19 protein-coding genes are annotated in these 19436 nt (G+C 66.0%); 15 read left to right on the top strand and 4 right to left on the bottom strand.

The window, feature by feature from the left end; translation table 11 throughout:
- Nucleotide 1: 1 nt before the first annotated feature.
- The 14 genes from ACWF9G_RS22925 to ACWF9G_RS22860 all read left to right on the top strand — a co-directional run bounded on the left by ACWF9G_RS22925 (nt 2) and on the right by ACWF9G_RS22860 (nt 13697).
- Nucleotides 2–253 (top strand): hypothetical protein, encoded by a 252-nt coding sequence (locus ACWF9G_RS22925; RefSeq protein WP_452517760.1) that lies wholly within the window; start codon nt 2–4, stop codon nt 251–253.
- A gap of 20 nt (nt 254–273) precedes the next feature.
- Complete coding sequence (locus ACWF9G_RS22920) at nt 274–906, top strand: hypothetical protein (protein ID WP_452517758.1); 633 nt, start codon at nt 274–276, stop codon at nt 904–906.
- Nucleotides 903–1757 carry a hypothetical protein gene (locus tag ACWF9G_RS22915; protein ID WP_452517756.1) on the top strand — a complete coding sequence of 285 codons (855 nt, stop codon included), beginning with the start codon at nt 903–905 and terminating at the stop codon, nt 1755–1757. The genes ACWF9G_RS22920 and ACWF9G_RS22915 overlap by 4 nt, the downstream gene beginning before the upstream one ends.
- Nucleotides 1751–3349 carry a hypothetical protein gene (locus ACWF9G_RS22910; RefSeq protein WP_452517830.1) on the top strand — a complete coding sequence of 533 codons (1599 nt, stop codon included), beginning with the start codon at nt 1751–1753 and terminating at the stop codon, nt 3347–3349. Before ACWF9G_RS22915 ends, ACWF9G_RS22910 begins: the two co-directional genes overlap by 7 nt.
- Nucleotides 3346–4830, top strand: coding sequence for an SCO6880 family protein (locus ACWF9G_RS22905; protein ID WP_452517755.1), 1485 nt, complete (start codon nt 3346–3348; stop codon nt 4828–4830). Before ACWF9G_RS22910 ends, ACWF9G_RS22905 begins: the two co-directional genes overlap by 4 nt.
- The gene (locus ACWF9G_RS22900) at nt 4827–6605 is read left to right on the top strand and encodes a hypothetical protein (RefSeq protein WP_452517753.1); all 1779 of its coding nucleotides are present in this window, start codon (nt 4827–4829) and stop codon (nt 6603–6605) included. The genes ACWF9G_RS22905 and ACWF9G_RS22900 overlap by 4 nt, the downstream gene beginning before the upstream one ends.
- Nucleotides 6602–6919 carry a hypothetical protein gene (locus ACWF9G_RS22895; RefSeq protein WP_452517752.1) on the top strand — a complete coding sequence of 106 codons (318 nt, stop codon included), beginning with the start codon at nt 6602–6604 and terminating at the stop codon, nt 6917–6919. Before ACWF9G_RS22900 ends, ACWF9G_RS22895 begins: the two co-directional genes overlap by 4 nt.
- Nucleotides 6916–8532 carry a peptidoglycan DD-metalloendopeptidase family protein gene (locus ACWF9G_RS22890; protein WP_452517751.1) on the top strand — a complete coding sequence of 539 codons (1617 nt, stop codon included), beginning with the start codon at nt 6916–6918 and terminating at the stop codon, nt 8530–8532. Before ACWF9G_RS22895 ends, ACWF9G_RS22890 begins: the two co-directional genes overlap by 4 nt.
- A 14-nt stretch (nt 8533–8546) precedes the next feature.
- Complete coding sequence (locus ACWF9G_RS22885; RefSeq protein WP_452517749.1) at nt 8547–9104, top strand: hypothetical protein; 558 nt, start codon at nt 8547–8549, stop codon at nt 9102–9104.
- 19 nt (nt 9105–9123) lie between these two features.
- A complete protein-coding gene (locus ACWF9G_RS22880) occupies nt 9124–9600 on the top strand; it encodes a hypothetical protein (protein WP_452517747.1) in 477 nt (158 codons plus the stop codon).
- 31 nt (nt 9601–9631) lie between these two features.
- On the top strand, nt 9632–11188 hold the full coding sequence (locus tag ACWF9G_RS22875; protein WP_452517746.1) for a DNA translocase FtsK: 1557 nt from the start codon (nt 9632–9634) through the stop codon (nt 11186–11188).
- Nucleotides 11185–12975, top strand: coding sequence for a type IV secretory system conjugative DNA transfer family protein (locus tag ACWF9G_RS22870; RefSeq protein ID WP_452517744.1), 1791 nt, complete (start codon nt 11185–11187; stop codon nt 12973–12975). Before ACWF9G_RS22875 ends, ACWF9G_RS22870 begins: the two co-directional genes overlap by 4 nt.
- A complete protein-coding gene (locus ACWF9G_RS22865; RefSeq protein WP_452517743.1) occupies nt 12972–13385 on the top strand; it encodes a DUF4913 domain-containing protein in 414 nt (137 codons plus the stop codon). Before ACWF9G_RS22870 ends, ACWF9G_RS22865 begins: the two co-directional genes overlap by 4 nt.
- 114 nt (nt 13386–13499) lie before the next feature.
- Nucleotides 13500–13697, top strand: coding sequence for a hypothetical protein (locus tag ACWF9G_RS22860; RefSeq protein ID WP_452517741.1), 198 nt, complete (start codon nt 13500–13502; stop codon nt 13695–13697).
- Between the two features lie 139 nt (nt 13698–13836).
- On the opposite strand, the gene ACWF9G_RS22855 is transcribed toward ACWF9G_RS22860, so the two are convergent.
- The 4 genes from ACWF9G_RS22855 to ACWF9G_RS22840 all read right to left on the bottom strand — a co-directional run bounded on the left by ACWF9G_RS22855 (nt 13837) and on the right by ACWF9G_RS22840 (nt 18737).
- Nucleotides 13837–15036 (bottom strand): hypothetical protein, encoded by a 1200-nt coding sequence (locus tag ACWF9G_RS22855; RefSeq protein ID WP_452517739.1) that lies wholly within the window; start codon nt 15034–15036, stop codon nt 13837–13839.
- 235 nt (nt 15037–15271) lie between these two features.
- Nucleotides 15272–16366: a hypothetical protein gene (locus ACWF9G_RS22850; RefSeq protein ID WP_452517737.1), complete on the bottom strand. Its 1095-nt coding sequence runs from the start codon at nt 16364–16366 to the stop codon at nt 15272–15274.
- Nucleotides 16367–18091: 1725 nt separating this feature from the next.
- The gene (locus tag ACWF9G_RS22845; protein ID WP_452517735.1) at nt 18092–18466 is read right to left on the bottom strand and encodes a hypothetical protein; all 375 of its coding nucleotides are present in this window, start codon (nt 18464–18466) and stop codon (nt 18092–18094) included.
- Nucleotides 18447–18737 (bottom strand): hypothetical protein, encoded by a 291-nt coding sequence (locus ACWF9G_RS22840; RefSeq protein ID WP_452517733.1) that lies wholly within the window; start codon nt 18735–18737, stop codon nt 18447–18449. Before ACWF9G_RS22840 ends, ACWF9G_RS22845 begins: the two co-directional genes overlap by 20 nt.
- A 216-nt stretch (nt 18738–18953) precedes the next feature.
- Between ACWF9G_RS22840 and ACWF9G_RS22835 the strand changes: the two genes are divergently transcribed.
- Nucleotides 18954–19400 carry a hypothetical protein gene (locus tag ACWF9G_RS22835; RefSeq protein ID WP_452517731.1) on the top strand — a complete coding sequence of 149 codons (447 nt, stop codon included), beginning with the start codon at nt 18954–18956 and terminating at the stop codon, nt 19398–19400.
- The last annotated feature ends 36 nt before the right edge of the window (nt 19401–19436 follow it).

Below are 19436 nucleotides of genomic sequence, written 5' to 3'. Positions count from 1 at the left end.
GATGCTCGCCAAGACGCCACCTGCCGAGGTCACTGAACCTCTGCGAATGATCCTCGAGTACGGGCTGTGGTTTTGCCTGATGACATCCATCTGCTGGGTGATCTTCAGCGGCGGCCACCTCGCAATCGTCAAGTTCTCGGGCGGCTCCTACTACCACCCGACCAGCCGGATCATTCGCAGCCTCATCGGGGCGGTCCTGTCGACCAGCGCCTTCGGCATCGCCGTGTCCTTCCTCTCCGCGACCAGATCATGACCACCGCAAGGAGACCCACCATGCGCCGACCACGGCACCGCACCGCGGCCGCACTCGCCGGCCTGGCCACCGTGCTGCTGGTCGTGACCGGCTGCGGCGGCGGGAATACCCCCACCGCACCGGCCGCGACCGGCCCCGACATCACCCAAGCGCCCGCGTCGGTGACGTGGCGCAAGTGGCAGGGCGTCGCCCTGCCGATCGGAGCGAAAGACGGCCCCAAGCGCACCGACGTAGCGGCCACCGGCTACTCGCGCACCCCACAGGGGGCCGCGCTGGCCGCGATCCAGCACTCGGTGCGCTTGGGACTGGCGCCAGACGACTCGTGGGCCAAGATCGCGGCCCAGTCCCTCGCGGAGGGCCCCGGCAAGAACGAGTGGGTCCTCAGCAGGCCTTTGGTGTCGATCAAGAAGACCGATCCCACGGTGGCGCCCAAGATCGCCGGGTACAAGATCACCTCCTGGGCGCCGGAGCGCGCCGCGCTCACCGTCTACACCACCTACCCCGACGCGAGCGTGCTGGCCACAGACACCGTCGTGGTCTGGATCGCCGAGGACTGGCGGCTGCTGCTCAACGACCCCGCCACCAAGACGAAGTTCCAGCACGAGATCCCGGCCGTCCCTGCCGATGCGGTACGGATGGAGGCGAAGTCGTGAGCACACCGAAGCCCACCCCGGAATCCTCCACCGAAACCAAGCACAGCGGCCGTGCGACGACCGCGCTCGCGGCCGCCGCGATCTTCCTGATCATCCTCGTCGTGGTGGGGCTGTCCATCGCGTTCACCCGCACCCGCAGCGAGGACACTGCGCCGACCACCACCACGACGGCGCCGACCACCACCAGCGCACCCGCGGCGACCGGCTTCGCGACCCCGCAGGTCGATACCTTCGGCCGCCGGGTCGACGTGCCGAACAACCTCGCCGGGCAGCCGCTGGAACAGACTGTCGCCCAGCGCAAGCCGACCGATCCGGAGTGGAAGACCGCCGCACCGGCGGGCACTCGCGACAAGGGCGGCTGGCAGCGTGTCTCCGGCGCGGTGGTGCCGTTCTCGACCTCCGATGGGCCGACTCGCCTCGATAGCGGAATCCCCACCGGCTACGCGCATACCCCGCAGGGTGCCGCGCTGGCGGCGGCCTACGTGATGTGGGAGACCGGCGCGCGACCGGGCGACCGGGCACTGCGTGAGCGCATGGTCGTCATGACCCCCGCCCAGCTCGCCGAATTCGACCGGCTCAAGGCTGCGGGCAAAGTCCCTGACCAGCAACCGGAGTCGGTGACGCGCTACATGCTCGCCCCCGACGCGTTCCGGGTCGAAAGCTTCTCCGACGACCTGTGTGTGCTGTACCTGGCCACGCGCAGCGAACCCGACAAGAACGGCGCCGAGCGCTGGATCAGCAGCCAGCTGGCGATGGTCTGGGACGGCCGCGATTGGCGGATGCAGTTGCCCGCCGACTCCCGGCTGCCGCAGCAGACCGTGTTCAGCCTGGCCGGGTGGACCACATGGTGAGCGCGCGCTCGATCCTGTCCCTCACCGGCGTGCGCCGTGTGCTCGCGCTGCTCATCGTGGTCGCGGCCGCCGCGCTGGGCCCGGCCACGGTCGCGGCGGCGCAGCCCGCCGACAACACCACCTTCGGGTTCAACGAGGCCTGCGACCAGATCCACGACGCGATCGAGGGCATCGGTATCCCCGGCACCCCTTTCAACCTGGGCAACGCCGCCTCGGGAGTGTGCAAGGCGGGCAACGTGGCCACCCACCCCGGCGAAACCGTCGAGGCGGTCAAGGACAAGGCCTGGGACTCCACCTTCGGCCAGGTCGTGGACTCGATGCTCACCGGGCTCGGCGAGGCGATCATTCTCTCGCTGACCTTCTGGGCCAAGGTCCCCAACTCCGCTGTCGACGACCTTCCCGGCCTGATGACGAGAGTCCGCGACTACACCGACGACATCCAGTTGTATTTGCTGGCAGGGTCACTGATGGTCGTGGCGGTCCGATTGATGTTCGCCAAGGCCAACGCCGCCGCCGACGAAGCCACCCACGGCTTCCGCGTCCTTTTCCGAACCGCTTTCGCCTCCTCGGTGTGGGCGTTGCTGATCGTCTTGGGCACCCGCGCCACAGATGCCTTCTCGGTCTGGGTTATCGACGACGCGACCAACGGCAACGCCAAAGGCGTTGCCGAGGCGATGGTCCAGACGCAGGCACTGGCCGCCTTCTCACCAGGGCTGATCGTCATCTTCGCCATCGTCGGTCTGCTCTCGGCGCTGCTGCAGATCGTCCTCGCCCTCATCCGTCAGGGCCTGCTCTGTGTCGTCGCCGGAGTGCTGCCGCTCGCCGCCGCCGCCAGCGGATCGGCAGCGGGAGAACAGTTCTACAAGAAGCTGTTGCTGTGGTCGATCGCATTCATCCTCTACAAGCCGATCGCCGCACTGGCCTACATGATCGCGTTCACCGTCGCCGGAGACTCCAACGTCGTCAACAGTGACACTGCACCCACCACCGAAACCGCCGTGAAAGCACTGGTCGGCATCGCGCTGCTGTGCAGCGTGGCGTTCGTCTTGCCCGCGATCATGCGCCTGCTCTCGCCGGTCACCGCCATGGGCGGCGGGGTCTCCGGTGCCGGGGTCGGTGCCGGGATCGTCGCTGGGACAGCGGGAATCGGCATGGCAGGACGTCTCGCCTCCGGTGCAGCTGACTCGCGCGGCGGCGGCACGGTCTCGACCAGCAACCACAGCTCCTCGTCGTCAGCGGGCGGATCGCGCCCGACCGGGGCGGCTCCGGCCACAGCCCGCGCCGGTGGGGCCGCAGCCGCGGGCAGCCCGGGATCGACCGGTGCAGGCAAGGCCGGGACTTCCGGGGCGTCCGGTTCTGCTGGCCGTTCTGCCTCTGCTGGTGCCGCCAGCACCGGCGCGGCCGCAGGCGCCGGAGCCGGAGCGGCCGGGGCCGGTGCTGCTGGCGGGCCGTGGGTGGCTGCGGCCCAGGCCGGTGCTCAGGCTGCCGGAGCCGGTTTCCGCGCTGCCGACAACAGCGTCAACCAAGCCGCCGACAGCGGCCCCTCTGCACCCCCGACGGGTGCCGGATCGAGTCAGGCGGTGCCGCGATGACAACCAGCTCACAGCCCGAAGTTCGCACCTACGGGCAGTGGACCAAACCGCGAAACGAAGGGCTCTGGGGCCTGGCGTGGCCGGTGACCATGGCCGGGTTCGTCGCGATCGTGATCGCGATGCTCACCGTGATGGTCGCCGGAATCAAAGTCGCCATCGCGGTCGTCGTCGTCGAGTTGCTGGTACTTGCCCCCCTGGCCTGGAGCCACGATGGCCAAACCGGATACGAGCGAGGAATTCTGATGTTCCAGTGGATCCGCACCGTCCTTCGACGGGAAACCAACTACGCCAGCGGCGTGTTCTCCAAGCTCGGCACCGCCCGGCTGCCAGGCCTGCTCGCCGACTCTCAGCTCTATGAAGACACCCATTCGGCCGGATACCGGTTCGGCATGACCCATGTCCCCGCGTTCGACCTCTACACCGTGTCGCTGCGCTGCTGGCCCCAAGGCGCGCGGGCCGTGGACCAGGCGATGATCGACCAATGGGTGGCCAGCTGGGGGCAGATGCTGGCCTCTCTGGGCAGCGCGCCCGACGTCGAGGCGATCACCGCCGTCATCGACACCGTGCCCGAGACCGGCAACCGCCTGGCCGCCGAGATCGCCGCGATCACCGATCTGCACGCCCCGCAGATGGCGCGGGAGATGATGACCGAGCTGCGCGACACCCTGCCCTCCAACTCGATCCGAGTGGAGGCCTGGTGCTCGGTGACCTACCGTGCCAACTCCGGCGGCCGCCGCCGCGACCCAGCCGAGCAGGCCGTCGAGATCGGCCGCCGCCTGCCCGGCATCGTCGGCGCGCTCGCCGATGCCGGTGTGCGTGCCCGCCCGATGACCGCCGACGAGATCACCGCTGTGGTGCGCCGCGCCTGGGATCCCGCCGCCGAAGCCGACCTCGAGGAAGCCTCCGAAAGCGACAGCTCCCACCAAATCGCCTGGACCGATGCCGGGCCGGTGGCCTACGAGGAACACAAGGACCGGGTCTGGCACGACGGCGTCACCAGCGTCACCTGGGAAATGGCGAGCGCTCCGGACGGCAACGTCAACGAGCGCGTCCTCAAGCGCCTGCTCGAACCGAATCCAGACATCCCACGCAAGCGCGTCGCGATCATCTACCGGCCGCACTCCGGCGGCGACGCTACCAAGATCGTCGACGACGACTTCAAGAACGCCCTGGTTGCCAGTCAGTCCTCCCGGGGCATCGTCTCCGCCCACGCCTCCCTGCGAGTCGGCGCGACCAGCCAGGCACGCGAGGAACAGGCCCGCGGCCACGGAGTCACCCGGTTCGGCGTGCTGATCACCGCCACCGCGCTCAGCGAGTCCGACGTGCCGCGCATCGACGCCGTGGTGCGCGATCTGACCGTGCAGGCCCGCCTGCGTATTCGCCGCTCCTACCGCTACCAGGCCGCGGCCTTCGCCGCCGGCCTGGGCACCGGAGTACTGCTGCCGGAGATGACCTCGCTGCCTCGGACGGTGGCCGAATGATGCGCGCGCGGACGAACAAGGGCAAGGGCGACAAGGGCACCACGAAGGCCTCGGAGAAGGCCGGTATCGGCACCGCGGTCCTGAGCGACGAGCGCCGCGCTGCGGTGGAAATGAAGGCGGCATCGAACAACCCGCTGGCTTCCTACCCGGCGCGCCTGCGCCTGCACGTCGACACCAACCGGCGCATCGCCGCCGGAATGCGCGAGAACGGGATGGTCGGTAGGAACGCGCGAGATCTGGTGCAGATCAGCAAATCCGGTGTCGTCGGCGCCAGCGGTGGCCGGTCGTGCTCGGTCGGCTCACCGGTCGAATTCCGCGGCACCACCGCCCAGGTGTGTGGGATCTGGCCCTGGGCCGTCGGCGCTGGCGCGCCTCTCATCGGCACCCCCTTGGGCACTCATCTGACCACCGGGGAGCCGGTCTGCTTCGACCCGATGAACTGGTTCAGTCGCGGCGGATTCATCACCGCGCCGATTCTGTTCGTGCTGGGGCTCAACGGCTATGGCAAGTCCTCGCTGGTGCGCCGCATCGTTCTCGGCAACATCGCGCAGAAGATCAAGCCGCTGATCCTGGCCGATGTGAAGCCGGACTACCGCAGCAGCATCGAGCTGGTCGGCGGTCAGGTCATCGACCTGGGCTACGGCCACGGCATCATCAACCCCCTCGATCCCGGTGTCATGGCGCAGGCGCTGGCCAAGCTCGACCGGGCTGGCCTCGAGGTCGAGGCGCAGTCGCTGCGCACCGAGCTGCGGGCCCGCCAAACCAACCTCATCGCCGCCCTCATCGAACTCATCCGTGGGCAGCGCATCGCCGACTTCGAGGACACGATCCTCTCTACTGCCCTGCAAATTCTGTTCCGTCCCGTCGTCGACGGCGGTCGCGGGTTCACTCTCGATGCCCCGCCGATCCTCGACGATCTCGCCGAGGTCGTGACCGCCGGTGGTCCCGAGCTGCAGCTGGACGCGGCCGCCGAGGACGCCGAGCAGTACGCGGCGGCGACCATTCCGCTGCGCCGCTCGCTGCGAGCCCTGACCCAGGGCAACTTCGGCGCGGTGTTCAACGGCGCGACGACCACTCCGCTCAACCTGGACTCGGTCGCGGTCTGCGTCGATGTCTCCCACATCGCCAAGAACGACCGCAAGCTCAAAGCCGCTGTGATGCTGGCGAGTTGGAACTCCGGCTTCGGCGCGATCGAGGCCTTGAACATGCTCGCCGACGTCGGCCTGGGCAAGCAGGAGTATTTCTCGGTCGTCATGGATGAGCTGTGGCAGGCACTGGGGCTGGGCGACTTCATGGTCGACCGCGTCGACGAGATCACCCGCCTGCAGCGTGGTGATGCCGCGTCGCTGATCATGATCAGCCACACGATCAAGGATCTGCAGTCTCTCGGTTCGACCGCGGCGATGAACAAGGCTCTCGGGTTCCTCGAGCGTTCGCGCGCCAAGATTTTCGGTGCGCTACCGCGCGAGGAGATCGCGCGCCTGAGTTCCATCGTGCCGTTCACCGCAACCGAGACCAACGAAGTCACCAGCTGGTCGGCCCCGCAAGCACTCACCGGTGAGCCGCTCAAGCGCAACGCACCCAAACCGCTGCCCGCCGGTGTCGGCAAGTTCCTGCTCAAGGTCGGTGAGGACGGCTCACCTGGCATCCCGTTCCAGCTCGTGCTGACCGACGTCGAACGTCGGGCGGGCATTCACAACACCTCCAAGCGATTCGAGACCTTCGGCGATCGCGAGGACACCTTCGACGACGACGATGAGAGGCAGGCATCGTGATCCAGGGCGGCCGCACCTACGGACCTGTCACCGCCGAGCTGCGCCTTTCGGCTATCGACCAGGCCCGCAAACTCATCGACGACGAAGGCTTCACCCGGACCGCAGCAGCAAAAGCGATCGCACCGGCGGTCTCTGTCCACTGGAACACATTGCTGAACTGGCTACGCGAAGCTCTCGACACCGAGCCGGGCGCCTCGGTGCCCGAACTCCAGAAGCAGGTCCGCGAGCTCCGCAGCACCCTCGCCGCCACACAGGCGCTGATGCGCGGAGCGGTCCAGGAGTCCACCGACGGCGACCGGGCCGGGTTGCTGTGAACAAGCTGACGGCCGCCGTGGCGGCGTTCATGCTCGCGTTCGGCTCGGTGATGTTCACCGTGCTGTTCTTGCTCGGCGACGACACGAAAGACTGTGCGCCGACGGGCGGTTCGCCGGGCGGGAGCATCCAGGCCAGCAACGGCAAGGCGATGCCGATGGCCGAGGGCACCTACACCCCGACCAGTGGATTCGGTCCCCGGTGGGGAACCCAGCACCGGGGCCAGGACTTCGGCGCCGACGAAGGTACCTCGATCTACGCCGCCGCCGACGGTGTCGTCGTCGAGGCCGGGCCCGCTGGCGGGTTCGGGCAGTGGATCATCGTCGATCACAACATCAACGGCGAGTCCGTCAGCACCGTCTACGGCCACATGTGGGAAAAGGGCGTCCTGGTCCGAAGCGGCGACACCGTCAAGGCCGGGCAGAAGATCGCCGAAGTCGGCAACAACGGCGAATCCACCGGCGCCCACCTGCATTTCGAGGTGTGGCCGGGAACTCGGCTCGGCGGTGGCACTGCCATCGATCCGATGCCGTGGCTCTCCGGCGCGGGCTCTGGAACTCCGGTGCCATCGCAGTCGAGCACCGCACCGTCGACGCCGTCGCCGACCCCGCGCGATTCGGCGGCGGCCTCGACCGGCGGCGAGCTCGCCTCGCTGCCGGCGGCCAAGGGCTCCGAGGACGGCATGCAGGTCGACACGATCCGGGTCGCGCGCACCATCAACCAGCTGTTCCCCGAAATCCAGACCTTCCACGGAGTGCGGCAGGACCCGATCCCGGATCACCCCAGCGGCCGCGCCGTCGACGTGATGATCCCGGACCCGACGTCGGGCCAAGGTAAGGCACTCGGCGACCGGATCGCCGACTATGTGATGGCCAATGCGGCTGCGCTGCAGGTGGAATACATCATCTGGCGCCAGGAATACCGTGGCGCCGACGGCAGTCGCAACATGATGGAAGACCGCGGCGGGGACACGGCCAACCACTACGACCACGTCCACATCACCACCGTCGGCGGCGGCCAGCCCAACGGCCCGATCGGACCGGCGCCCGGCGGTGCCGGTACCCCGACCTCACCGGAGTGCTCGCCGCACGTCGGCGACAGCGACCTTGAACCGGGGAAGGTACCGGCCGAACTCGAACCGTGGTACCGGCAAGGCGGCACGCTGTGCCCGCAGATCAAGTCCTCGCTGCTCGCCGCACAAGGCAAGCAGGAGTCCGGTTTCAGGCGGGGGCTGACCTCGTCTGCTGGCGCGGAGGGCCTAGCCCAGTTCCTCCCCGGCACCGCAGCGTCCACCGCAGCTGACGGGAAGCCCTTCGTGATCGACGCCGACGGCAATGGGACCGCGAGCGTGTGGGACGACGGCGACGCGATCATCGGACAGGCCCGCTACATGTGCCAGATCGCCAAGACGGTCGACGGCTGGATCGATGAGGGCAAGGTTCGCCCCTCCGGGCCGCGCGAGGAGCTGTATCTCGCGGCTTACAACGCCGGTGAGGGCGCGGTGCTCTCCAGCGGCGGATTCCCGACGGGTTCACCGGATTACGAGACCCAGACCCGGCCGTATGCGGCCAACATCCTGGCCTTGGCGGCCGAGTTCGCCAAGACGATGAGCTGACGGAGGACCGCGACATGACATCTCGCACCTGGACCACCCGCCTCGCGGTCTCCGCGGCGGCCGCCACCACCGCCGTCACCATGTTGCTCGCCGGCTGCGGCGGCGGGACCGACCCGAACGAACACCACCACGAGCCCGGCGACGCACACGTCCACATCGAGGGCCCGACACCGGAGACCGCCGACGCTGGCACCGCGGCGCGTATGGCGTTGACCGCGATGTTCTCCTGGCAGCCCAAGAACGACGCGAGTACCGGCGCTGGGCTGACGCGGGCCAAGCCCTGGCTGACCGGATCACTCGCCACGTCCGCGGACGCACCTCCGGCGACCGGGGTTCGCCCGCTCGCCGAGTGGGAGGCCTGGCGGGCCTCCGGCGACGTCATTACCGCCGTGGTCACCGTCGACCGGGTCGACACCGATGGCGACAACCAGGCGCTCGTACAGGCCACGGTCACCCAGACCGTGCAGCACACCGATGGATCGGCCACCCCTTACCGCGTGCTCCGGGTGGCCGTCGCGACAGATCACACCACTACCGGGTGGCGCACAAGCAGCTACCGGATCACCGGATAACCACGAGGGGGACACCATAATGCGAGTCGTCGAGCTACACGCCGAATACAAGGTCAGCTGGCTGATCCGAGATTTGCCGACCGCCGCGCTGCGCGCCGTCGTCCGCGACGATCTCGCTGCGGCGATCGTCGCGCTGCCGGTGCTGACCGCCCGCACTGTCGACAGCCGCGCGAGGCTGGCCCGCTGCCAGGTCCCGGTGCGCCAGGCCGCGCTGGAGCTGGCGTGCTCCGGCGCCGACGAGTGGCCTCCACGCTGGGAACTCGATGCTTTCATCTACGCCGAGATCGGTCCCGAGATCCTCGATTTCGCGCACGGCATCGAGCAGGGGCTGGCCCGCACCCATGGCACCCAGGCGGGGTACTGGGCATTGCGGGTGATGAGCGAGGCCTTCCTGATCAATCCGAGCGCGACCACCGCGTTCATCCGCCAGTCCTACCAAGCGTTCTTCGACCGCGCGGTGCTCGACGGCTTCGGCCGTCTGGAACTGCACGGCTGAGCCGTCCCGTCTCACAACGATTGGAGTGAAGATGCAACCGCACGAAGACGAGCAGATCGTCGACGAAAATATCGCCCTGATCCAGGCGGGAGCTCGGGCCCTGGTGGCCGCGCGCCGCGCCTACCTGCGCCATGCCCGCGAGGCCGAAGCACGCGCGGAGCGGGTCCGCCAGCGCTACGCCGAACAACAGTCGCCATCGGAACAGCAGCAAGCCCGTGCCGAAGCACGTCAACGCGCCCAGCAGAACAAGGCCGTCTCCCAGCTCAACGAGAAGGAGGCCTTGCTGGCGCGCTGGGCTGCGGCCGAGGCCGCCCGCGGTGAGGCAGAGAGGGTTGCCGATGCGTGGTCGGAACGTATGCGCGACGCGGGCATCGACCCCGAACAGGTCAAGGCCGAAGCGGACCGGATGGAGGCGGCCGCCGCCGCCGACCCCGACGGTGCGAAATCCGCCGCCACCGACGAAGAACAGAATCTTGTTGCCGAGCAACTGGCCGAAGAGTTCGTCGATCAGCAGGCTGCCGACGCAGCAGTGGCCGCGGCCGAAGAGGCCGTGAATCGTTGGGAGAACAACGCACCCGACATGGGAACCCGCCCAGTGCCGGGCAGCTCAGCCGACCTGAACAGCACCGACAACGAACAAACCACCACCGCAACGACCGAGCAGAGCGGGCATCGCAGATCTACGAACCGCAGGCCCGAGGTAGACCTGGACACGGTCCGGCGAGCAGCCGAACTCGTCGTCGACACACAGTTCGGCTCGACCTCGATGGTGCAGCGCAAGCTGCGCCTGGGCTTTGCCGAGGCACATGCGGTGATGGACAAACTCGAAGAACACGGCATCGTCGGGCCATCGGCCGGGTCCAAAGCCCGCGACGTACTGATCACCCCCGACCAACTCGATGGCGTGCTCCAACCGACCAACGCGGGACCGCCCCGACGCTCGGCGGTGAACGAGGAGATCACGCGCGCCGTGGAGAACCTCACTGCTGGGTCGGAGCCCGATCCACATGAGCAAGCGCGCACCGAGTTCCGGCAGCTGCTCATCGACGAAGCGAAAGCGGCCTACGCCGACACCGATTCGGAGGTGATCGTCGCGGCGCGGACCAAGTTCGAGGCTGACATTAATTCCCGTGAGGACCTCGAGCACGCGCAGGAGAAGTTCTTTAAGTGGTGGGGCGCCGAGGGCTGCGAAGAGTACCGCGCCGAGAGCCGAGCCACTGCGGCGGCAACCACCTCGTTTGCGGACCAAGAACGCGCGGACAGGGAGTTCAGGCAGTCATGGGGACCCGAGGGCCGCAACGAGTACCGCGCAGCCAGCCCGCCAGCCACCTCGACGGAGTCGGCCGCAGCAACGGCACCCGAGTCGGACGCGGAGAGCCCGGCGAAGACCTCGCGGCGCAGTAGGTCCGCCACCGTCGCCAATCCGGAAGCAGTTGCAATCAATCGACTGATTCGGACAGCGGAAGCCAACGCGGGTGCCGACCCCCGGACCTCGACGTCATCGAGATTGCGGCCGTCGAAAGAGCAGGTAGCAGCGCAGGCTGTGACGCAGACGGTGCGCGCCGCCGTTGCGGAGGTGGAGCTGTGAGCGCACGCAGGCACGCACCCGAGTACCACATGACCGGATACACGGCTCTGCTCATCCTGCTCACCGTCGCTGTCGTGCTGCTGATGATCGCCTTCGGATCCTGGCACCTGGCCGCACAGTTCACCGGCGACGACATCCCGACCAACCCCTGGATGGCGTTCGGACGCAGCCGTTACCGGGCCCTGTGGACTCCGCTGGCCACCGTGTTCACCGTGATCGCAGAGGCCGCGTTGATCGGTCTTGCCGTGCTGGTGGCACTGCGATTGACCACGCGGGGCAGTGAGATCGACCGGCGCGCCAAGGTGCTCGCGCCAGCGCGCACGCTCACCGAGATCGCCGGACCGACGGCGGTGGCCAAGGCCAAGCGGCTGCGCCCGGACGTGGTCGACCTCGACGCACCCGGCGCAATCGGCCTGCACTTGGGCGGGAGCGTGCACGGCAACCTCGCGATCACCCAGTCCTATGAGGACACCTTGGTCGTGTTCGCCGGCCCGCGCACCGGCAAGACCGCGGGTGCGGCGGTCGGCTCGGTCATCGACGCTCCCGGCGCGGTGCTGGCGACCAGCAACAAACGCGATCTGCGTGACCACACGCGCGGGCTGCGTGAGACCCGCGGGCGCAGAGTGTGGGAATCGGACCTGCAAGGCATCACCGGTGAGCCGCACCAGGACTGGTACTGGGATCCGTTCAAGCACTTGAGCTCGCTCATGGAAACGCGCCGTCTCGCCGGGCGGTTCATCGACGCCGAGAGCATCGACGGCGGACAGGTCAACAGCTACTTCGACGGCGGCGCGGCGGAGTTGATCGCGCTGTACTTCCTGGCGGCCGCCGTCGCCGGTGGCGACGTGCTGCACTCCTACGCGTGGCTTTCCGACGCCGACAACACCAAACCCGCGGCGCTGCTGCGCGAGGCAGGACACCCGATCGCCGCAGAGAAGCTACGCACCGCGCAAGGGCTGAACAGGCGCCAGCGAGACGGCCTCTACGACGTGGCGCGGCGCAACCTCAATGTGCTGACCGAACCCTCGTATCTGCGCACCGTCTTGCCGCCGACGCGCACCCAGATTCCCGGGGACGACACCGATCTCGGTCGCTACCTGCCGACCCACGACCTGCCCGAGCTCGACCTCGCCGAGTTCGTGCGCAGCCGCGATACCCTCTACGCGCTGTCGATGGAAGGCGCAGACAGCGCCTCGGCCCTGACCACCGCGCTCGTCGGCGCGATCATCGACGAAGGTCTCAAATTGGCTCGGCGAAGCCCCGGCGGGCGGCTGCCGGTGCCGCTGGTAGCGGTGCTCGACGAGGCCGCCAACGTCTGCAAACTCTCGGAATTGCCCGCCTGGTACAGCCATCTCGGATCCCAGGCCATCATCTGCCAGACCTACCTGCAATCCCCGCAGCAGGGCCGCCGCGTCTGGGGCGAAGGGCTCGGTCAGCTGGTTTCCGCCGCGAACCTGCACTACTACGGCGGCGGCGTGAAGGACAACCAGTACCTCGCCGACATCGCCCAGGAGATCGGCAACCGCGACGTCCAGCGCTGGGCCATCAGCCTTTCGACCAACGGAGGCCGCACCCACTCCCAGAGTTGGAGTGCCGAACTCGCCATCCCGGTGTGGATGCTCGCCGAGATGGACAAGAACCGCGCGATCATCCTCAGCACGGGCAACTCGCCTGTGCTGGTCGAAAAGGCGTGGTGGAGCGAACGACCCGATGCACACCTGATCAAGGCCTCTGTCGCCGAGTACGGCGCCACCGACGAACTCTCGACCATCAAGGAGCTGCTGTGACCGCGACCGCGACCGCACCAGAGGAGAAGGCGCCCGACCTGTTCGACGACGCCGGGCAGTGGGTCGACAGCTGGCTCGCGCCCGTGCTCGAGGGGAAGTTCACCGGCGGTGACTCGGGAATGGTCATGTGCAAGGAGTGGTGGCGCCATCGCATGGTGTGTGTCCGGCTCACCGCGCTGTGGCGCGAGTGGGAGGAGGCCAACCGCAAAGGGGAGATGAGTTCGTGGTGGGTCTATCACTACGACGCCCACGCGCGCGTGCTGTTCGACACCGAGCGCGGCCCGATGTACCGATGCACCTCCGAAGATCACCGCGAGAGCAAGGAGCGTCCGGTCAGTCCTCGTGCAGTGCCGGACGGCTGGTTCGACCAGAAGGACTCGGGTCCCGACTTCTCGGTCTTGGTATCGTGATGTCGACAAACGGTTCCAACAGCGACTCCGACATTAACTAGGACAGCGATAGGCGACGCCCGCCGACCGGCATCGGGGCATCCGTCTCGCGCTCGCGGCGCGGATCGCGCAAAAATGGTCTCGGGCCCGACACTTGGTGTCGGGCCCGCCAGCGCAAGGATCAGCTACACGAAGCTGGCCGGGCATGAGGGAGTCACCGCCGCAGGCAACACGATCCACGGCTGGATACAAGGCAAGAACTTCCCGCAGTGGGCGAACTTGGCCCCAGTCCTGCACGTCTGGGGGATCACCGACGGCGAGCTGGGGAAGTGACAGGATGCGCACGCGCGCGCCGACGCCGATAGCAGACTCCGGCCCGGACTTTTGGCTGAGCTGATGGTGCAGCTACATAATGCCGGAGCAGACATTGACGAATTCGATTGCGGCGAAAGAAAGCGGATCTCACTCGGAGTTACGTTGGCCCTATTGGGATGCCTTGGAATGTTTCGAAATATGGGGAGTCGACGCGATTGCCTTGAGCGTCGAAGCAACGGATGTATACATCGGTCCCCGGGAGGCCAGCTGCGCTCGGCCCGGAAGGATTCCAGCACTCGACCTTGCAGTAGTGCCCAAGGGAAAACGAGGGGGCAGCAGCGACCCATACCGAGTTCGGCGTCGCACTGATGTCGCTGTGGTGCATCCGATAGCGCCCGGTTTCGATGCGGTAGGCGGTGTTGGTGCCGGCACTGTCCATGAAGGCGCCGCTATTGTAGGAACGCGCCGGCGTGTAGGAGGCGGCGCTGGGTTTGTTTGCATACGCGCGCGCGCCTTGGTGATATGGGCTGATCCTGGTCACGGTTTGGTCGTAGTTGAGGATGAAATTCGTGTCCTCTAGGGTCGCACCAGCCCAGCCGTAAACAGTCACCTCAAGCGTTTCCCCCGTCGCCGAGGCGACGGGTGTGGTGGCCTGACAATGTGTGACATCTGATCCGAGAGCCGTAACTTGCGCCAAGCCCGGGTTCGGGGTTCCGAGTCCTGGGATACTCACCTTGTAGACACCGGTACTTGTTCGCCGAATCCGGGGAAGCGGGTTGCCTGAACTAGAGTTGAAAGACATGTAGCGTGAGCCTGTTCGGAACGTGGGGGGTCGCGATGTTCCTATATATTCGTAGCTTCTCGCGATGTCCGTGCCGGGGATCCTCGTGACGCCGGTTGTGGTCTCGAAGAACGCGGCGGGTCCATCCAATGGCCCGACGATGGCGCTATCCTCGTCACGGGGCCAAGCACTGAACGAGAACACAAACTTCGAGTCGACGGCCCCGCCCGTGCCTTTGAGGCACGAGACAAACATACGCGAGCCCCACCAGTCAGTGCCATCCCAAGTCCCAATATATTCCGGTATGGGTCGCCTGTGGAACTTGCACCGCGCGTTATCGGCGCCGTAAGCGACGACCTGAGCCTGATAGGCGTCAAAGGGCTCGTGGTCAGTAACAATTACATCGTACAGCCCCTTGTTCCTGTGAATTACCCGGATGGTCGTCCCGTATGGGTTCTCGTCACGCCAGCGCGCTCGCCAGGTTGGGTTTGGAACGAACCCTTTGCCATCATACGGTTCATGCGGTGCATTCTCCTGATCCACCCAGGCAAATTCCTGCCTGCCGCCCGTAGTCATCGTGGCCACCTCTCAACGCGTATCGGCGATAAGCCTTCCCGGCTGCTGTGTTCAGACGAGTTTCATTTCGTTCGACATGGGTCTCAAAGTCCAGACCTGCTTGGTTCCAGCTCAATCATCCCTCGCTCAAGTTCGTGTTTGGTGTACCATTTTTCCTCATCTGCTTCGTTCTCACTCGCCCATGGGAACTCGTCCGCCCGTAGTCATCTCTGCTGTCCTCTTAGCGTCGTCCGAATTAGCTCAGAATCAAATCCAGGGCTGGTATCAGCCAGCCGGCCTCCGGTGCCTCGACCGCGGCACATTTCTCGACGAGGCTGAGCAAAGCGAAGATTCGGCCCGTACTTTGTTGCCTCAACGTCCCTCCCATCGCCCCAGGGGCTGGGATGTTGGGGAGATTGCCGCCGCTGTCCTCTTGGGCAAATTCCTGTGCTTCAGCGACAACCAGTCGGTCTTCCGTATTAATCGGATAGCGCCTTCTCCGGACGCCCTCGGAAGCGTTCACCCCTGGGATTTCGCCCAGATTGCCGCCAATGGTGATCACGTGATCGCCCGGGACCACCTCGACTACGATGTCGCCGTGTAAGGCCCTGCCGCTTCCGAGCGTCGGTATTTGGGTGTACCGGGTCACATCCGCGATGTTGATGTTGCGTTGCCGATCCAGCACGATGATGTCGCCTTTCTGAACGGCTCGCTCGGTGGCCGGAAAGGCGTGATAGGTCCCCAAGGTCAATGCTCTTTTTCTATTGTAGGCTTCGATAAGGTATCCGCGGTGCCCGGCGCTGCCGCCGCCGAGCAATAACCCGTCGCGGCCCAAATGTTGGCCGTCGAATTCGGCTTCTAGGCCTTCCTGAATAGCAGTTGCCCTCACGCAGAAAACCACGAACACCGAACTCCAGGCACTGACATCATTTCTAAAATCGAGTGCCAAGCGAATGTCAGATTCGACGAGCACTTCCAGGTTCGACGGGTTGCTCGGCGTTCCCGTGTTCGGTGCGCCGGCGAGAAGATCCTCGCGCACCTGGGTAACGTTAGCTGGCGATGGGTTCGCGAACAGCTGACTGTACCTGGAGTTGAGTGCAGGCAAGGCGGCCTGCGTCTGCGCGACGGCGAGCGTTGTCGGGCGGATGGAGCTGTGGCGTGCGAGCGAGTACCTGACCAAGTGTTGGAACTGGGCACCTCCCCCCTCGGTCAGTGCGTTAGTTTGGGCCATGTTGAACCATTTGAGACGCTCGAACATGACCATTTGCGCGATTGCATCCCGCAAACCCATGTCGCGGATACGAGTGTTTCCCGGACCGAAGTAGCCGCACCACATATTAGCGCCGGTCATGACGAATGCACGTAAAGCCTATTGATAAGCGGTGGGTCTGCCGCAATATTCGGAGTGTTGACACTGACCTGGCGGCTCGTTGCAACGGCAACCAAGGCTGTCGCCAGCAGTTCTTTCTGCATCGCAGCGTTCGCGGTGAACCATCGCAATCCGTCCCATGCTGGCGTCCCGCTCTGGTAACTCAATTCAATCCTTATTGTGCCGCCGTCCGCATTTGGACCTGCTCTATGAACGGTGCAGGTGTATGTAGGCATAGGTCACCCTTTCCACGCGGGATCGAACTCTGGGGGTACGGGCCACCCAACAGATATCTGAGGTTCAGTACTGTCGCCACACTGTCGCCACGTACATCCTCCGATCCATCAGCAACGGCCGACGTTACTGCCGCCTGGTCGGGCGACCTTGACGGGCCGACTCGGCTGAAAGGTCTCCAGAACACGGGCAGACCATTTGAGTGGTCCTTCACCAGGGTCGAGAATCGAGCGATGCAGAAATAAGGTCCACTCGATCCCTGCCAACACGAGCGGTCTGCATATATGATCCTCGCGTTAGCCCGCAATGTCACTGATCGTTAGACTCTCGAAGGGGGCTCGCGGCAGCCGGTCTAGGTTGTGTCTCCCAATGACTTGAGCCATTCGATGATCAGGGCCAGGACCACTCCGGCGTAGGTGATGGCCAACTAGTCATAGCGGGTGGCCACCGCACACCAGTGCTTGGCCTTGTTGAAGGCACGTTCGATGATGTTGGGCCCGCTTGTAGGTTGCTCGATTGAAGTAGGGTGCCCGCCCACCGCGGCGACCTCTGCGTTTGCGGTTGGCCAGTTGGTCGGATCGTTCGGGAATGACGGTGCGGATACGTTTGCGCCGCAACAAGGCGCGGTTGGCGGCCGAGGAGTACGCCTTGCGGCGATCATTACCTGCGGATTGCGCCGTGGCCGCCGTCGAGGCGGGACACCGCGACCGCCTCCATCAACGGCACGAGCATCGGTGCATCGCCGGCGGCGGGCAGGTTTCGCACGTACCTGCGTAGTTCGCCTGAGCTGCGCCGAAAGTTCCATTTCGGCCGGGAACCGGCCACGGAACTCATCCCGGCCGAGCAATGGTCATGGGCGGATCTCGAGTAGTGCCGGGTCTGGTTTGATACCTGGGCACTGCGGTTGTGTCTGAGGCGTGCGAGCCTAGGCCGTGTCGTAGTCTGCCTCAGCTTCACCGCATGCACACGACGGCTCGCACGCAGTGCAATGGCGGCATCCGAGGCAGGTATGTATGCAGGAATGGCCACATGCTGCGGCAAGGTCGAACGGATCCGCGACGGCTGGAATGAGCGGGCCCCCAGCGGAATAGGGGCGGACGACCTTCGACATAGGCCACAGGGTCGCACGGCCCACCGACACGGGAAACGATCCGATCAGCTGATCGAGGGGGTCAGGACCATTCGCACGGAATGTTCGGCTAGCGGCCGTTCAGGGACAGGCCCCATACGCCAGAAAAGGGGCAGCGTCCTAGAAGTCGTCGACTCCTGCCGCGGCCGGGTCGGGCGGGGGTCTATGTACACGGCGACCGCGCGGCGACACCAGGCTGCCACGTCCGAGCTGTCCTTGTGTGTCTCGCGGTCGAGCTGCTCGTTGCGATCCGCCCGGCTGCGGCGGGTAATTGGTTGCAGTCGAAGAGGCCCTCGCCGGGTTCGGCGGGGCCTCTTCGCTGATAGGCGGTTCGACTTCGGCGGTCAGGCCGAGCGAGGGTGATGTCGGGCCAGCAGCGCGAGGACTTCGTCGCGGCTGATCGTGCTGTCTGCGCCAGCCTCGGCGGTCACCCACTCCGACACGAGTCGGTCGACGGTGGTGTTCGCTGCGGCGGCGCGCGCTTCCAGCTGGTGCAGCGCGGAAACGGGGAGACGCAGCTCGACATTGAACCCGACGAGCAGCTCCTCGGCCGGCGCATCCACTGCGGGGAGCTCGACCAGCGCGCTGGGGACGGTGAAGAAGACTTTCATCGACTCTTCGCGATCGGGTGGGAAGTCGTCGATGCTCCAGTCTTCGCCCAACTGGTCAACCAGCTCGCGATACACCGCATCAGCAGCGTCATCCTTCGTACGGCCCATCGGTGCTCACCTCCCATTTCTCGAACTCGGCGAGGTCATCGCCGGTCAACTCTCCAGCTGCCACGATCAGCGATCGAAACGGCTCAACCTCGCGAACAGCTACCTTCACGGGCTTGCCCGCTCGAGTACGTCCTGCTATCAGTGTGACCGGTACCGGGCCGCCCGTCGAGGGTCGGGGCCATCGGCGGCGTGCCGTGAGGACCTCTTTTACTTCGTCGCGGGTCACGCCCCGCAGTTTCGATTCCGCCCACTCGGGCAGCTCGTACGGCATGGTGGGTCACCCTACGCCGACGTCCCGACATCGGCTGATTCGCTGGAAGTCGTTGGAGGCCACCGGCAATTCCTCCATGTTTCTGGCAGCGTTGGACATCGAGCTGGACGGCGCCGGTGGACGCGCCGAGATTTCGCCGCTGGCTAGGAAGTTGCCGTCGCCGACGGCCACACTGTGTCTATCCCGACCGAGTACCGACGAGAGGTGAAACCCCGAATGTCTCATCGTCTTTATGGTCCAAGCATCGCCACGGTGCATCTGCATGGGCTGCACGAGTACTTGATCGGCCGGGGCTGGGTTCTCGGGGCCGTAATCGGTGAGCCAGAAGAGGAAGGCTATCCCGGCGATCCCGAGCAGGATTGGTACTACGCCGCCAGCTATCGCGGTATCTCGATGAATGATGTCGACGACGCCACCCCGAGCTTGCTGAGCTGCGGCTTCATCTTCGAGAACGGGCTGAGCATCCGCGTCGGGTCTGCGGGGAACTGGAAGGGATGCCCCGATCACAACGAAGCCAGCTACAGCGTGCACGTCGACGAGAGCGCCGACGCGTTGGACTTCACCCAGCTCGGTGTGCTCCTGGACCAGTTGGAGCCGATCGCGGCAGCGCTCGATCCCCGTGAGCTCATCGAGTGCCGCTTTTTCGGGGCCTGCGGGCGCTGATCAAGCACTTCGTACCAGCGCGCCCGGCGGCGAGTT

The organism is Nocardia sp. NPDC055029 (assembly GCF_053608525.1).
This window is presented reverse-complemented; position numbering and strand designations above follow the sequence as displayed.

Bases quoted from the DNA above. Each gene is read 5' to 3' on its own strand.
- ACWF9G_RS22925 (WP_452517760.1), top strand. From the start codon at position 2: ATGCTCGCCAAGACGCCACCTGCCGAGGTCACTGAACCTCTGCGAATG.
- ACWF9G_RS22920 (WP_452517758.1), top strand. From the start codon at position 274: ATGCGCCGACCACGGCACCGCACCGCGGCCGCACTCGCCGGCCTGGCC.
- ACWF9G_RS22910 (WP_452517830.1), top strand. From the start codon at position 1,751: ATGGTGAGCGCGCGCTCGATCCTGTCCCTCACCGGCGTGCGCCGTGTG.
- ACWF9G_RS22905 (WP_452517755.1), top strand. From the start codon at position 3,346: ATGACAACCAGCTCACAGCCCGAAGTTCGCACCTACGGGCAGTGGACC.
- ACWF9G_RS22900 (WP_452517753.1), top strand. From the start codon at position 4,827: ATGATGCGCGCGCGGACGAACAAGGGCAAGGGCGACAAGGGCACCACG.
- ACWF9G_RS22885 (WP_452517749.1), top strand. From the start codon at position 8,547: ATGACATCTCGCACCTGGACCACCCGCCTCGCGGTCTCCGCGGCGGCC.
- ACWF9G_RS22880 (WP_452517747.1), top strand. From the start codon at position 9,124: ATGCGAGTCGTCGAGCTACACGCCGAATACAAGGTCAGCTGGCTGATC.
- ACWF9G_RS22875 (WP_452517746.1), top strand. From the start codon at position 9,632: ATGCAACCGCACGAAGACGAGCAGATCGTCGACGAAAATATCGCCCTG.
- ACWF9G_RS22860 (WP_452517741.1), top strand. From the start codon at position 13,500: ATGGTCTCGGGCCCGACACTTGGTGTCGGGCCCGCCAGCGCAAGGATC.
- ACWF9G_RS22855 (WP_452517739.1), bottom strand. From the start codon at position 15,036: ATGACTACGGGCGGCAGGCAGGAATTTGCCTGGGTGGATCAGGAGAAT.
- ACWF9G_RS22850 (WP_452517737.1), bottom strand. From the start codon at position 16,366: ATGACCGGCGCTAATATGTGGTGCGGCTACTTCGGTCCGGGAAACACT.
- ACWF9G_RS22845 (WP_452517735.1), bottom strand. From the start codon at position 18,466: ATGGGCCGTACGAAGGATGACGCTGCTGATGCGGTGTATCGCGAGCTG.
- ACWF9G_RS22840 (WP_452517733.1), bottom strand. From the start codon at position 18,737: ATGCCGTACGAGCTGCCCGAGTGGGCGGAATCGAAACTGCGGGGCGTG.
- ACWF9G_RS22835 (WP_452517731.1), top strand. From the start codon at position 18,954: ATGTCTCATCGTCTTTATGGTCCAAGCATCGCCACGGTGCATCTGCAT.